Annotated in this window: 12 protein-coding genes; 8 read left to right on the forward strand and 4 right to left on the reverse strand. The window is 53.2% G+C overall.

Going from position 1 to position 13,571, the window contains the following annotated elements; genetic code table 11:
* Positions 1–441 precede the first annotated feature (441 nt).
* Positions 442–1,233: a 4,5-DOPA dioxygenase extradiol gene (ygiD, locus tag ACE3MN_RS03445; RefSeq protein WP_049087447.1), complete on the forward strand. Its 792-nt coding sequence runs from the start codon at positions 442–444 to the stop codon at positions 1,231–1,233.
* A 46-nt stretch (positions 1,234–1,279) separates the two neighbouring features.
* Here ygiD and ACE3MN_RS03450 read toward each other — a convergent pair whose 3' ends face one another.
* The 3 genes from ACE3MN_RS03450 to tolC all read right to left on the reverse strand — a co-directional run bounded on the left by ACE3MN_RS03450 (position 1,280) and on the right by tolC (position 4,732).
* Positions 1,280–2,440 carry a glutathionylspermidine synthase family protein gene (locus tag ACE3MN_RS03450; RefSeq protein ID WP_004135741.1) on the reverse strand — a complete coding sequence of 387 codons (1,161 nt, stop codon included), beginning with the start codon at positions 2,438–2,440 and terminating at the stop codon, positions 1,280–1,282.
* Between the two features lie 5 nt (positions 2,441–2,445).
* Entirely contained in the window at positions 2,446–3,114 is a 669-nt protein-coding gene (locus ACE3MN_RS03455) for a DUF1190 family protein (protein ID WP_049087446.1), read from the reverse strand.
* Positions 3,115–3,283: 169 nt separating this feature from the next.
* Complete coding sequence (gene tolC / locus ACE3MN_RS03460; protein WP_049089057.1) at positions 3,284–4,732, reverse strand: outer membrane channel protein TolC; 1,449 nt, start codon at positions 4,730–4,732, stop codon at positions 3,284–3,286.
* A gap of 195 nt (positions 4,733–4,927) precedes the next feature.
* Here tolC and nudF point away from each other — a divergent pair, with 195 nt between their 5' ends.
* Genes nudF through parE form a run of 5 tightly spaced genes read left to right on the forward strand, consistent with a single transcriptional unit; the run spans position 4,928 to position 9,332 of the window.
* Positions 4,928–5,560 (forward strand): ADP-ribose diphosphatase, encoded by a 633-nt coding sequence (nudF, locus tag ACE3MN_RS03465; protein WP_024358678.1) that lies wholly within the window; start codon positions 4,928–4,930, stop codon positions 5,558–5,560.
* Positions 5,557–5,979 (forward strand): DUF1249 family protein, encoded by a 423-nt coding sequence (locus ACE3MN_RS03470; protein WP_004125296.1) that lies wholly within the window; start codon positions 5,557–5,559, stop codon positions 5,977–5,979. The genes nudF and ACE3MN_RS03470 overlap by 4 nt, the downstream gene beginning before the upstream one ends.
* A gap of 24 nt (positions 5,980–6,003) precedes the next feature.
* The gene (gene cpdA / locus ACE3MN_RS03475; RefSeq protein WP_004135749.1) at positions 6,004–6,831 is read left to right on the forward strand and encodes a 3',5'-cyclic-AMP phosphodiesterase; all 828 of its coding nucleotides are present in this window, start codon (positions 6,004–6,006) and stop codon (positions 6,829–6,831) included.
* A complete protein-coding gene (yqiA, locus tag ACE3MN_RS03480; protein ID WP_024358677.1) occupies positions 6,831–7,406 on the forward strand; it encodes an esterase YqiA in 576 nt (191 codons plus the stop codon). Before cpdA ends, yqiA begins: the two co-directional genes overlap by 1 nt.
* A 30-nt stretch (positions 7,407–7,436) precedes the next feature.
* A complete protein-coding gene (gene parE, locus ACE3MN_RS03485; RefSeq protein WP_024358676.1) occupies positions 7,437–9,332 on the forward strand; it encodes a DNA topoisomerase IV subunit B in 1,896 nt (631 codons plus the stop codon).
* Between the two features lie 50 nt (positions 9,333–9,382).
* Here the strand turns inward: parE and ACE3MN_RS03490 are convergent, their stop codons facing one another.
* On the reverse strand, positions 9,383–10,234 hold the full coding sequence (locus tag ACE3MN_RS03490; protein WP_102650088.1) for a helix-turn-helix transcriptional regulator: 852 nt from the start codon (positions 10,232–10,234) through the stop codon (positions 9,383–9,385).
* Between the two features lie 162 nt (positions 10,235–10,396).
* Here ACE3MN_RS03490 and ACE3MN_RS03495 point away from each other — a divergent pair, with 162 nt between their 5' ends.
* Together ACE3MN_RS03495 and ACE3MN_RS03500 are read left to right on the forward strand one after the other, a co-directional pair.
* On the forward strand, positions 10,397–12,220 hold the full coding sequence (locus ACE3MN_RS03495; RefSeq protein WP_102650089.1) for a DUF2264 domain-containing protein: 1,824 nt from the start codon (positions 10,397–10,399) through the stop codon (positions 12,218–12,220).
* Positions 12,221–12,285: 65 nt separating this feature from the next.
* Positions 12,286–13,554 carry an oligosaccharide MFS transporter gene (locus ACE3MN_RS03500; RefSeq protein ID WP_102650090.1) on the forward strand — a complete coding sequence of 423 codons (1,269 nt, stop codon included), beginning with the start codon at positions 12,286–12,288 and terminating at the stop codon, positions 13,552–13,554.
* The last annotated feature ends 17 nt before the right edge of the window (positions 13,555–13,571 follow it).

Here is a 13,571-nt window from a genome sequence, read left to right on the forward strand (position 1 = left end):
GCGTTAGTGAGCTTTTCCTGATAGGTAATGATTACGAGCTGATTAAAAATAGAGCGGGTGCGCCATGCAGAGTTGATCTTGTCATCTACATGCGAATACGCGATATAGAGTGTCTACAAGATGCTCCCTCTTTGTCGACAAATAACAGAGAATGCTTATCGGCTCAGTCAGTATTGAAAGTTTTTGCCAGTAAGCCTCTTTCTGTGACTCACGTTGCCCGTGGACTGATTTTGAAAAACGTTTAAGATGCGGAAAATAAACAGCGTGTAATCATGGTAATTTGTTGAATTTAAATGAAAATTTAAATTTCTATTCTGGTTGCAATCCAATTTTATTGATATTCAAATTTTCTGACGATCATCATCATGCTTATCTGAGTTTATCCTGAATAAAAAGCGCGTAAGGTAAATGCATCCACTATTCTCAACCAAGGATATTACTATGTCACGTATCCGCATGCCGGCACTGTTTTTAGGCCACGGTAGTCCGATGAACGTGCTGGAAGATAACATCTATACCCGCGCCTGGCGGCATCTGGGCGAGACGCTGCCGCGGCCTAAAGCTATTGTGGTGATATCCGCGCACTGGTTTACACGCGGTACGGGAGTGACCGCGATGGAGGCGCCGAAAACAATCCATGATTTTGGCGGTTTTCCACAGGCGCTTTACGATACGCATTATCCGGCGCCGGGTTCACCTGAGCTGGCCCAACGCCTGGTTGAGCTGCTGGCGCCGGTGCCGGTGACGCTGGATAAAGAAGCCTGGGGCTTTGACCACGGTTCATGGGGCGTGTTGATTAAAATGTATCCCGATGCCGATATTCCGATGGTGCAGCTGAGTATTGATAGTACGAAACCCGCCGCATGGCATTTAGAAATGGGGCGTAAGCTGGCTCAGCTGCGCGATGAAGGCATTATGCTGGTGGCCAGCGGCAATGTGGTGCATAACCTGCGTACTGCGCGCTGGCACGGCGAGAATACGCCCTATCCTTGGGCGGAGTCGTTTAATGACTACGTGAAGGCGAATCTGGACTGGAAAGGTCCCGTAGCCGAGCATCCGCTGGTGAATTACCTGGCGCATGAAGGCGGATCGTTATCTAACCCGACGGCCGAGCACTTTCTGCCGCTGCTGTATGTTCTTGGCGCCTGGGACGGCGAGGAGCCGATAACTATTCCGGTTGAAGGAATAGAGATGGGGTCGTTGAGTATGCTGTCAGTAGTGATTGGCGCTTGAGAAAAAACAAAACCCCGGCAGTAAGCGGTGCTGCCGGGGTTCAATGTTACTCGACGAAAATGTGCGGATAAAAGCGCGACAGGTCCTGCGTGATCAGCGCCCGGTCTTCGCGAATGCCAATCCCCGCAGGCTGATCGTTAATTAGCCAGCTGCCGATGAGCGTGTAGCTATCGCCAAACTTCGGCAAAGGATAGAACTCCTGTACAATGGTGCCTTCTTCGCCGTACGGCCCTTCTACAGCTTCCAGCACCTTACCGTTCTCCATGATAGAGACGTTAGCGCCTTCGCGGGAGAAGATAGGCTTGATAACGTACTTGTCCATCTCCGGATGCGCATCTTCGCTGAAATAAGCGGCCAGCAGGTTCGGATGGTTGGGGAACATCTCCCACAGCAGCGGCAGCAGCGCTTTATTGGAGATAATGCTCTTCCATGCCGGCTCCAGCCAGCGAACGCCGGCATCTTCCAGCTTGGTGGAGAACACCTCGCGCAGCATGTACTCCCACGGATAGAGCTTGAACAGATTACCAATCACCTGGTCCTGCAGGTCGGTAAACTGACCTTTTTCGCCAAGACCGATATCTTCGATGTAAAGGAATTCGGTCGCCACGCCCGCTTCTGCGGCGCAGTCCTGCAAGTATTGCACGGTACCGCGGTCTTCAATGGTATCGCGGCAGCAGGCCATATGTAGCAGCTGAAAACCGAACTGCTCGCGCAGTTCGCCGAAGCGATCGATCAGCTTCTCCTGCAGGCTGTTGAACTGATCGCTGCCCGCCGGAAGTTGACCGGCGTTGAGCTGATCTTCCATCCAGATCCACTGGAAGAATGCCGCTTCATACAGAGACGTCGGCGTATCGGCGTTGTTCTCCAGCAGCTTCGGCTCACCGACGCCGTCCCATGCGAGATCGAGACGCGAATACAGCGAAGGCTGATGGGTTTTCCACGACTGGCGCACGAAACCCCATGTATGTTTGGGGATGCGAAATTTGGCCATTAATTCATCGCTGGCGACGACTTTCTCTACCGCCTGCAGACACATCTGATGCAGCTCAGCGGTGACGTCTTCGAGCTTCTCAACCTGCGCCAGCGTCAGCTTATAATAGGCTTCTTCACTCCAGTACGGCTCACCGTACATGGTGTGAAAGTTAAAGCCATATTCTGTCGCTTTTTCACGCCAGTCCGGGCGCTCGGTAATGCTGATTCTTTCCATGTCGCTTAGCCGCCCATCGAGCGTGAAGAAGAGGAGCTTGCTGAGCTACGCTGCATAGTTGATTGCTTAGCGACCGAGTCGCCAAACCCGCCGCGCGTCACGGTGCTGGTGGTGGCCGGTTTCGGCGCCATCGCGGTTTTCGGCACGTTCATGGAACGGCCCGGCTGCGCTGCGCCGTAGCTCTTACCGCCTGCGTCGGTATATTTACCATACGCCGGGCTGGCCGGATTTTTTGAGCTGAACAGCGGTTGCTGAGCGCCCATTCCGCCGCCCATCATCCGACCCATCATGTAGCCAGCCATCAGCGGCATCCAGAAGCTGCCGCTGCTTTGCGCCTGGGCCTGGTTTTCCGGAGCCATGCCAGCCTGAGCCGGCGCCTGCTGGCACTGACCTTCACCGAATTCGGCGACGCAATCTTCACGAGAGGCGTATTTCGGCGCGGTACGTTCCGCTTCTTTAAGCGCGTTATTGTAAGCGGTGGTGCACTCTGCGGATTTGCTCGGGTTAGCGGCAGAGCAGTCATCGGCGTTTTGATACAGAGAAACCGTTTCATCGCTTTGTTCACAACCGGCGAGCATAAATACCGCCGTCACGGCAAGCGCGACGGGAGTTAAGTGTCGAGCGCTCCAGCTTTTGCGGAAGGAGGCGTGTTTAATATTTTTTGTCCGTTTCATATTTGTCTTCCTGGACCCAGTGGTATGCGTTTTGTTAACGCTCAGGATAGAGGATGAGTGGTGGAAAATGAAGCGAATAGGGGCGGAAAGCGGGGGATCTTTACGTTGCCTTACGTTTAACGCTTCGCTTACCCAGCGGGTAAGCGAAGCGCGGACTGCGCAAACTTGATTACTGGCGGAAAGGATTGCTGCCGCTGGTGCTGCGCGCTGATGCCGGTTTTGCCGCGGCGGTGTTGCTGTAGCCGTCAGCGCTGGCATCCTGCTGCGGGTTCTCCGGCGCGACGCTGTCCGGTGAGGTCGGAATCGCTTTACCCAGCGTATTGTTCAGCGCAACCAGATCCTGCTCGTTCAGCGTACCGAGCGCAGACTTGATATTCAGCTCGTTAATCAGGTAGTTATAACGGGCGTTGGACAATTGCTGTTTGGCGTTATACAGCGTGGTCGTCGCGTCCAGGACATCGACGATGGTACGCGTACCCACCGAATAACCGGCTTCCATGGCATCCAGAGAGCTCTGGGCAGAGACCACGGCCTGTTTGTAGGCATTGATGCTGCTGATGGACGCGTTCACGTTGTTAAACGAGGAACGAACGGTCTGCACCACGCTACGATGCGCGCTTTCCAGCTGCTCGCTGGCGCCGACAAAGTTGTACTGCGCCTGTTTAACCTGGGAGTTCACCATCCCGCCCTGATACAGCGGCAGGGAGAAGCTCAGGCCGATTTTGTTCTGCCCTACGTCAGCATCTTGCGCAAGGCTTTTAGACCCGCTGTAGCGGTTATTTGACACTCCGCTGGACGCGTTCAAATTCAGGGTTGGCAGATGACCATCCTGCGCCTGGCGAATTTGCTCGCGCGCCAGATCCTGGCTCAGGCGGGCCTGCAGCAGCGACAGGTTGCGGTTTTCCGCTTCTTTCAGCAGCGCGTTAACCGCTGAAGGTTTAGTCGTTTTAAAGCCATCCACGTTCAACGAGGCCAGCTCCGGATAGTAGTTACCGGTCACCTGGCGCAGCTCTTCAACCGCGTTATCGAGGCTGTTGCGCGCGGTCACTTCATTTGCCAGTACGGCATCGTACTGTGAACGGGCGTTCTGCACGTCGGTGATGGCCACCAGGCCAACGTTAAAGCGCTGGGTGGTCTGATCTAACTGGCGATAAATAGCCTGTTTCTGCGCTTCGGTAAAGGAGAGCGTATCGATAGCGGCCAGCACTTTAAAATAGGCGGTCGCGGTGTTCAGGATCAGCGTTTGCTGGTCCGTCTGGTAAGTGACGTCCTGAATGCCAGCGTTCTTTTCCTGCAGCGTCAGCGCGCGCCATTTCGACATATCGAACAGAACCTGCGTGAGCTGCAGCGAGCCGCTGGTGACGTTTGAATTCTGGTCTTTATAATCACGGAAGCCGCTGGTATAGGTATAATCAGCACCCAGACCGAGCTGTGGTAGTAATGGGCTACGCGCTTCGTTGATCTTCTCGAATGCGGCATCACGATCGGCTGCTGACTTACGCAGATCAGGGTTGCTGATACGCGCCTGCTGATAAACCTGCAGCAGGTTTTCTGCCTGGCTCATGGCGCTGAAGCCAGTCAGGCCCAGGCCGATAAGGATGGGAAAGAGTTTCTTCATTTGCATTCCTTGTTGTGAAGCATTTAGCGCTACTCAAATTCTAAAAATAATCACTGATTGTATAGAGTCTGTTACCGTAAAAAGTTGGCGTAATGTGCCATGGGGCGGTAATTTGCACCAATCTAACATACGAACCGTAAAACGGTAGCCACACCGCCTATAAATTCATAACTTCATGTTCTACAGGATATCGAAATGAGCGACGTCAATCAGCAGGGGATTACCTTCTCTAAAAACGATGTAGAAATTATTGCACGCGAAACGCTTTATCGCGGTTTTTTTTCGCTCGATTTATATCGTTTTCGCCATCGCCTGTTTAACGGCGGCATGAGTGATGAAGTGACGCGTGAAATTTTTGAGCGCGGGCACGCCGCAGTCTTGCTACCCTTTGACCCGGTGCGCGATGAAGTTGTGCTCGTCGAACAGATCCGTATTGCGGCGTACGATACCAGCGCGAGCCCGTGGCTGCTTGAAATGGTCGCCGGTATGATAGAAGAAGGCGAATCTCCTGAAGATGTCGCCCGTCGTGAAGCGGTGGAAGAAGCCGGGCTTAATGTTGGCCGGATTAAACCGGTCCTGAGCTACCTGGCCAGCCCCGGCGGCACCAGCGAAAGATTGTCTATTATGGTGGGGGAAGTCGATGCCACGACGGCAAAAGGGATTCATGGATTGGCCGACGAAAATGAGGATATTCGTGTCCACGTGGTGAGCCGGGAACAGGCTTACAGATGGGTGGAAGAGGGGAAAATCGACAACGCAGCCTCTGTCATCGCGCTGCAATGGCTGCAACTGCATTATCACAATTTACGCAACGAGTGGACAAAATGAAGCGTTATACGCCTGACTTTCCTGAAATGATGCGCCTGTGTGAAACCAACTTTGCCCAGCTGCGCCGCCTGTTGCCGCGAACGGATGCAGCGGGAGAAAAGGTGAGTTACCAGGTGGGCAACGCGCAATACCGATTAACCATCGTCGAATCGACCCGCTACACTACGTTAGTGGCGATTGAGCAGACGGCTCCGTCGGTGAGCTACTGGAGTCTGCCGTCAATGACGGTACGGCTCTATCACGATGCAATGGTCGCTGAAGTGTGTTCAAGCCAGCAGATCTTTCGCTTCAAAGCGCGGTATGATTATCCTAATAAAAAGTTGCATCAACGCGACGAAAAGCATCAAATTAATCAGTTTTTGGCCGATTGGCTGCGATACTGTTTAGCACATGGAGCGATGGCGATTCCGGTTTGTTAGCGTCGTGAAACCTAAGGACACCATTTGGAAAGCCTGTTAAACCTACCTTTGGCTGGTGAGGCCAGAGTCAGGATATTACAAATTACCGATACTCACCTGTTTGCTGAAAAACACGAAACGCTGTTAGGTATCAATACCTGGGAAAGCTATCAGGCCGTACTGGATGCTATCCACGCCTCACAGCGAGAATGCGACCTGATTGTTGCTACAGGCGATCTGGCGCAAGATCACTCTGCCGCGGCCTATCAGCATTTTGCTGAGGGCATCGCGAGTTTTGCTGCACCTTGCGTCTGGCTGCCGGGTAATCATGATTTTCAACCGGCGATGTATAGCACGCTGCAGGAATCAGGCATCTCCCCCGCTAAACGCGTATTGCTGGGCGACCATTGGCAAATATTGCTCATGGATAGCCAGGTGTTCGGCGTGCCGCACGGCGAGCTGAGCGATTTCCAGCTTGAATGGCTTGAGCAGAAGCTGGCGGAAGTCCCGGAGCGGTATACGCTGCTGCTGTTGCACCACCATCCTATGCCGTCAGGCTGCAGCTGGCTGGATCAGCATAGCCTGCGCAATGCCGGGGCGCTTGATTGCGCGCTGGCCGCGTTTCCTCGCGTTAAGCATCTGCTGTGCGGCCATATTCATCAGGAACTGGATCTTGACTGGAACGGTCGGCGCATGATGGCCACGCCATCCACCTGCGTGCAGTTTAAGCCGCACTGCGCTAACTTCACGCTGGATACCGTCTCTCCGGGCTGGCGCTGGCTGGATCTGCATCCTGATGGCACGTTGACCACTGAAGTTTGCCGCCTTGAAGGCGTGAAATTTCACCCGGATATCGCTTCAGAAGGATACTGATGTCTACGCTTCTCTATCTGCATGGTTTTAACAGCTCGCCGCGCTCGGCAAAAGCGACTGCGCTGAAAGAGTGGCTGGCGCGGACCTATCCTGACATCTCAATGGTGATACCGGAGCTCCCGGTTTACCCCGCGCAAGCGGCGGAATATCTGGAGGCCATCGTGCTGGAGCACGGCGGCGAACCGCTAGGCGTTGTCGGTTCCTCGCTGGGGGGATATTACGCGACCTGGCTATCGCAGTGCTTTATGCTGCCGGCGGTTGTCGTGAACCCTGCGGTGCGCCCGTTTGAGCTATTGAACAATTTCCTTGGCCCCAATGAGAATCCATACACGGGGCAGCAATATGTGCTAGAGTCTCGCCATATTTACGATCTCAAAGTCATGCAAATTGACCCGCTGGAAGCGCCGGATTTAATCTGGTTATTGCAGCAAACGGGCGATGAAGTGCTTGATTACCGCCAGGCCGTTGATTATTTCGCCTCCTGCCGACAGACGGTAGAGGAGGGCGGTAATCACGCATTTGTTGGCTTTGAAGATCATTTCACTCAGATTATCGATTTTCTGGGCCTGCGCTGAGCGGTTCGGAACGACCTACGAATACACACCATGACGCAATCTTCATATAACGCTGATGCCATTGAGGTACTCACCGGGCTAGAGCCGGTTCGCCGCCGTCCGGGAATGTACACTGATACCACACGTCCAAATCATCTTGGTCAGGAAGTTATTGATAACAGCGTGGATGAGGCCCTGGCCGGTCACGCGAAACGCGTGGAGGTCATTCTCCATGCCGACCAGTCGCTGGAAGTTATCGATGATGGCCGCGGAATGCCGGTGGATATCCATCCTGAAGAAGGGGTTCCGGCAGTTGAACTGATTCTTTGCCGCCTGCACGCGGGGGGGAAATTCTCCAATAAGAACTACCAGTTCTCCGGCGGCCTGCACGGCGTAGGGATTTCAGTGGTCAACGCCCTATCGAAACGCGTTGAAGTGAACGTGCGCCGCGACGGTCAGATCTACAGCATCGCCTTTGAAAATGGCGATAAAGTAGAAGATCTCCATGTGACCGGCACCTGCGGTAAGCGCAATACCGGTACCAGCGTGCACTTCTGGCCGGATGAAAGCTTTTTTGACAGCCCGCGTTTTTCCGTCTCACGCCTCTCGCATTTGTTAAAAGCCAAGGCCGTTCTTTGCCCGGGCGTAGAGATTGTTTTCCGCGATCTGGTCAACGACAGTGAACAACGCTGGTGCTACGCCGATGGACTGACCGACTATCTTAGCGAAGCGGTTAACGGCCTGCCTCTGCTGCCGGAAAAACCGTTCGTCGGCACCTTCTCTGGCGATACCGAAGCGGTCGACTGGGCGTTGCTGTGGCTGCCGGAAGGCGGCGAGCTGCTGACCGAAAGCTACGTCAACCTGATCCCTACCATGCAGGGCGGCACCCACGTTAACGGTCTGCGTCAGGGTTTACTGGACGCTATGCGCGAGTTCTGCGAATACCGGAACATCCTGCCGCGCGGCGTGAAGCTATCGGCGGAAGATATCTGGGAGCGCTGCGCTTACGTGCTTTCCGTGAAGATGCAGGATCCGCAGTTTGCCGGGCAAACCAAAGAGCGCCTCTCTTCACGTCAGTGCGCCGCGTTTGTTTCCGGCGTCGTTAAGGACGCGTTCAGCCTGTGGCTAAACCAGAACGTCCAGTCGGCGGAGCTGCTGGCGGAAATGGCGATTTCCAGCGCCCAGCGTCGTCTGCGTGCGGCGAAAAAAGTGGTGCGTAAAAAGCTCACTAGCGGTCCTGCCCTTCCCGGCAAGCTGGCGGATTGCACCGCTCAGGATTTGAATCGGACCGAACTGTTTCTTGTGGAAGGGGATTCCGCCGGCGGCTCTGCCAAGCAGGCGCGCGACCGCGAATACCAGGCGATCATGCCGCTGAAAGGTAAAATCCTTAACACCTGGGAAGTCTCTTCCGATGAAGTGCTCGCTTCCCAGGAAGTGCATGATATTTCCGTCGCGATTGGTATCGATCCGGATAGCGATGACCTGAGCCAGCTGCGATACGGCAAGATTTGTATTCTGGCTGACGCCGACTCCGATGGTCTGCACATCGCGACGCTGCTGTGCGCGCTGTTCGTCAGGCACTTCCGCACTTTGGTTAAACACGGCCACGTTTACGTGGCGCTGCCGCCTTTGTACCGTATCGACCTCGGCAAAGAGGTTTACTACGCGCTGACGGAAGAAGAAAAAGCGGGCGTGCTCGAGCAGCTCAAGCGTAAGAAAGGCAAACCGAACGTACAGCGCTTTAAAGGGCTGGGCGAGATGAACCCGTTGCAGCTGCGTGAAACTACCCTGGATCCGAATACCCGCCGTCTGGTACAGCTGATTATCAACGATGAAGATGAACAGCAGACAACCGCTATGATGGATATGCTGTTAGCGAAGAAGCGCTCTGAAGATCGGCGTAACTGGCTGCAGGAGAAGGGCGATCTGGCGGATATCGAAGGGTAACGCAGGCGAATGCCGGACGGCGGCTCGCGTGCCCCGTCCGGGATACAGTTTTAAATTTTATGTCTTTTCCGGTACTGCAGCGGCGTTTCGCCAATGCCCTTGCCGAACGCGCTGATAAAATAGGTGACATCTGAAAACCCGACCATTCGGGCGATCTCGCGCACGCTCTGCTGGCTATGCAATAGCGCCTCGCACGCTTTTCTTAGTCGTATCGTATTGAGATAATTGACAATACTTTCGCCTGTTTCCTGATGAAAGCGGCGCGAAATATAGCTCTTCGATTTACCCAACTCTTCCGCCAGCCTGCTCAGGCTAAATTTTCGCATGTAATTCTCGTCAAGCCAGAACATCACCTGGCTTGCGGTACCATCGGTTATTCCCGACATGCTGGGATGATCTTCGCTCAGCATGCTGAGTAAAGAGAGCAGCAGACAGGAAACCTGCTCGCTATTTAGCGGCGAGTCTCCGGCCAGCTTTTCATAGCGGCTGAATAAAAAATCGATGTGGTGGTGAATATCGGCGACGTCCACTACCCAGGATTGGCCCGCTCGCTGGGTCAGATTATGGAGCCGCTGGCGGGAGTAGGGGAAATCACGTAATCCTTTCAGCAGGGTATACTGGTCGAGATGAATGATGGTTCGCCGGTAACGATCCTGCGCCTGCTCATCCACGATGATTTTATGCAGCGTAAAGGGAGGGAAGAAAAACATCCTCCCCGGGCGCATGGTGTATTGCTTATGATCGACAATCACCACGCCGAACCCCTCCTCTACGTACAGTACTTCAAGACACTGATGCCAGTGATGATAGCGGACCGTATTGGCGAATAACCGGCTAAACGACGCCGTTGCGTCATTGAGGGTTATCAGTTCCAGACGTTCTTCATTTAAGGGCTGCGCCATAGTGCAATAAATTTAAACTTTTGCAGGGATTATTCGTTTTATAAACTACCTTTTTAAATTTTATCAATTGCTGTTTTATTTTTATCCTGCCGGTGTGACTGAGGTAACATTTCTCATCCCCGGCGATTCACTATGCTTTGCCCATTAAATCAGGGGGGAGCTATGTGGTCGGCAACGAAAGAAAAATCAAAACCATTGTCATCGCGTGACGACGTTATTCGCGCTCTTACAACGATGCTGAGCGCGCTCGACGCCCAATTTCCGGCCGGTCAGGCGCAGTTCACGCTCGGCGATACCTGCGCGCATTATGATACGAATATTGCCGGTATGGAGGGGTTATCCAGAGCGCTATGGGGGCTATTTCCGCTGTGGGCGGGCGGTGAAGAGACGCCTTTTGCTGAGAAATATATCCAGGCGATTAAGCTAGGTACCGATCCCGATAGCCCACAGTATTGGGGCGATACGGGGCCATACGATCAGCGGCTGGTGGAGATGGCGGCCTACGGTCTGGGCCTGGCGTTACTGCAGACGCGCCTGACGGATGTATTCAGCGAAAAGGAACTGGCGAATTTCCACCGCTGGCTGAATCAAATCACCGATGCGCAGATGCCCGACAGCAACTGGAACTATTTCGCTATTATCGTTCAGCTTGGGTTTAAGCGCGCGGGATTAGCCTTCGATCAGGCCGCCATCGATCGCCGGTTTGCGATGATGGAAGCCTACTATTTGGGCGAAGGATGGTACTCCGATGGGCCGGGGCGGCCAAAAGATTACTATATCTCTATGGCTTTTCATTTTTACGGCCTACTGTACGCCACCCTGAGTCCGGATGATGCAGAGCGGGCCGCCACGTTACGCGAACGCTCCCGTTTGTTTGCCCGGGATTTTATCTATATGTCGGCGGCGGATGGTTCATCCGTACCTTTTGGGCGCAGCCTGACCTATCGTTTCGCCATGATTGCCTTCTGGAGCGCGATGGCGTTTTCCGGGGTGGACGAATTTTCTCCTGGCGTGGTGAAAGGACTGATCCTACGCCATTTACGCTGGTGGCAGCAGCAGCCGATTTTCGATCGCGACGGTATTCTGACGCTGGGTTTTGCCTATCCCAATCTGGCGATGTGCGAGGACTATAATTCGCCCGGGTCCCCTTACTGGGCGCTGAAGGTTTTCCTGATTCTGGCGTTACCGGCAGATCATGATTTTTGGCTAGCGGAAGAGTTACCGCTGCCGCCGCTGGCTAAGGTGCGCGTGATACCCCAAGCGGCGCAAATTTTGCAGCACGATCGCCATTCTCGCCATGTAACGATGCTGACGTCGGGCCAGCTGGAGTTAAATAATTACGTCAATACCGAAGCCAAATATACCCGGTTTGCCTACTCCAGCCGCTTTGGTTTTACCCTTGAGCGGGGGCGGTATGGCCTTAAGCATGCCGCCTGCGACTCGATGCTCCTGCTATCTGACAACGATAATTACTGGCGCGGACGGCGCGAATGCGAGGAAGTGACGGTAGCGGAGAACGCGATTTTCTGCCGCTGGTCGCCGTGGTCAGACGTACATATCCGCACCTGGCTTATCCCCTGCGGCGACTGGCACGTTCGGGTACACCACATTGCCAGCGCTCGACGGCTACAGTCCGTGGAGGGGGGCTTTGCGGTACTGAAGGCGGAGCCCTGCCTGGAGGCCGGCAGCAGCCTGATTCTGGCCAGCAATGGGAGCAGCATGATAGCCAATCTTGCTCCCGGCATCGCCAGGCAGGGCGAGTCCGTTATCACGCCGCCCAATAGCAGTATCATGTTTGCGCCCTGCGCGGCCATTCCCACTTTAACCACCGAGCTGGCTCCTGGCGAACATTGGTTGGCCTGTGCGGTTATCGCCAGCGCTGAGATAAATAAAGTTTTTGCCGATATGCCGTTACTCATTCGACAAGATCGCCGCTTTATTATTATGGATAGCCAAAAAGAAACCCAGCAAACTATTTATTTTTAAACGCGGTCGGGCTAACGCCCGGCAACTCATTATTCGATTTTTTACATGCTTTCGCTGAGGATAGTATGGAAAGTACCTATACGAATAACAAAGTTGAGTATTACAAAATAAGCGCCTTCATTTTTCTGTATTTTTTCACCTGGTCTGCCAGTATTAGCCTGCTCGCCATATGGTTAGGGCAAAAAGCCAATCTAAGCGGCGCGGTTATTGGCACCGTCTTTGCCGTGAATGGCGTATTTTCAGTTATTCTTAAACCCATTTATGGCTATATACTTGATAAAATAGGGATGAGTAAGTATCTGCTCTATTTTGTGGTGCTGATGTCGGCATTAATGGCGCCTTTTTTTATTTATGTTTATCAGCCGCTACTGTTAACCAAGACGATGCTAGGTATTATTGTCGGTGCGATTTATTTAAGCTTCGCCTGGTATGCGGGCGTCGCGGCCTGTGAATCCTATACCGACCGTTACAGCCGTCTGAACAATATGGAGTTTGGGCAAATTCGCATGTGGGGATCGCTCGGATGGGCGGTAGCGTCTTCTTTCTCTGGCCTGCTGTTTAACCTCTCGCCAGCGTATAACTTTATCCTGGGAAGCGTCACGTCGATAGTGATGCTGGCCGTTTTATTAAGCCTGAAAGTCAACGAAAATGCGGAGAATGCCGCGCAGGTGCTGGTCAAAGATAAAATTTCTCCGGCGGATGTTTATACCCTTCTGCGTAACCGTAAATTCTGGGCATTCTGCCTGTACGTGGCCGGGGTGGCGTGGATGATGTTTATCGCGGAGCAGCAGTTTTCGCGCTATTTTGTCACGTTCTTTGCTGATGTCCATAAAGGCAACGCCATTTTTGGTTATCTGGGAACGGTACAGTCCGGGATGGAATTTATTATGTATATGGTCATTCCATTCTTTGTTAACTACATTGGCGCAAAACGTGGATTATTAATTGTTGGCCTGCTGGTAGGCGCCAGGTTGGTGATTTCTGGCCTGTGTGATTCCCATCTGTTGATTTCGCTATTAAAACCATTGTATGGCCTGGAAATATGCCTGCTGTTGGTTTCAGTATTTAAGTATATCGCCGAGCACTTTGACAAACGCGTTAATGCAACGATGTATTTGTTAGGTTATCAGGCGATGTTATATGTTGGTAATGTGGTCGTCTCGTCACCTGCCGGGTTTATGTACGATCGTATCGGGTTTGAGAAAACGTATATTATTATGGGCATGATTGCGCTGGTTTTTACCGTGATATCGGCATTTACCTTATCGTCATGCCAGAGTAAACGGCGCAGCTCTGCCACCCTCAATGTTTCAGAAAATAACGCATCAAAATAAGCTAAGCGATAAGGAAC

It is taken from the genome of Klebsiella grimontii (assembly GCF_042137965.1).
Lineage (GTDB): Bacteria > Pseudomonadota > Gammaproteobacteria > Enterobacterales > Enterobacteriaceae > Klebsiella > Klebsiella grimontii.

Bases quoted from the DNA above. Each gene is read 5' to 3' on its own strand.
- ygiD (WP_049087447.1), top strand. From the start codon at position 442: ATGTCACGTATCCGCATGCCGGCACTGTTTTTAGGCCACGGTAGTCCG.
- ACE3MN_RS03450 (WP_004135741.1), bottom strand. From the start codon at position 2,440: ATGGAAAGAATCAGCATTACCGAGCGCCCGGACTGGCGTGAAAAAGCG.
- ACE3MN_RS03455 (WP_049087446.1), bottom strand. From the start codon at position 3,114: ATGAAACGGACAAAAAATATTAAACACGCCTCCTTCCGCAAAAGCTGG.
- tolC (WP_049089057.1), bottom strand. From the start codon at position 4,732: ATGAAGAAACTCTTTCCCATCCTTATCGGCCTGGGCCTGACTGGCTTC.
- nudF (WP_024358678.1), top strand. From the start codon at position 4,928: ATGAGCGACGTCAATCAGCAGGGGATTACCTTCTCTAAAAACGATGTA.
- ACE3MN_RS03470 (WP_004125296.1), top strand. From the start codon at position 5,557: ATGAAGCGTTATACGCCTGACTTTCCTGAAATGATGCGCCTGTGTGAA.
- yqiA (WP_024358677.1), top strand. From the start codon at position 6,831: ATGTCTACGCTTCTCTATCTGCATGGTTTTAACAGCTCGCCGCGCTCG.
- parE (WP_024358676.1), top strand. From the start codon at position 7,437: ATGACGCAATCTTCATATAACGCTGATGCCATTGAGGTACTCACCGGG.
- ACE3MN_RS03490 (WP_102650088.1), bottom strand. From the start codon at position 10,234: ATGGCGCAGCCCTTAAATGAAGAACGTCTGGAACTGATAACCCTCAAT.
- ACE3MN_RS03495 (WP_102650089.1), top strand. From the start codon at position 10,397: ATGTGGTCGGCAACGAAAGAAAAATCAAAACCATTGTCATCGCGTGAC.
- ACE3MN_RS03500 (WP_102650090.1), top strand. From the start codon at position 12,286: ATGGAAAGTACCTATACGAATAACAAAGTTGAGTATTACAAAATAAGC.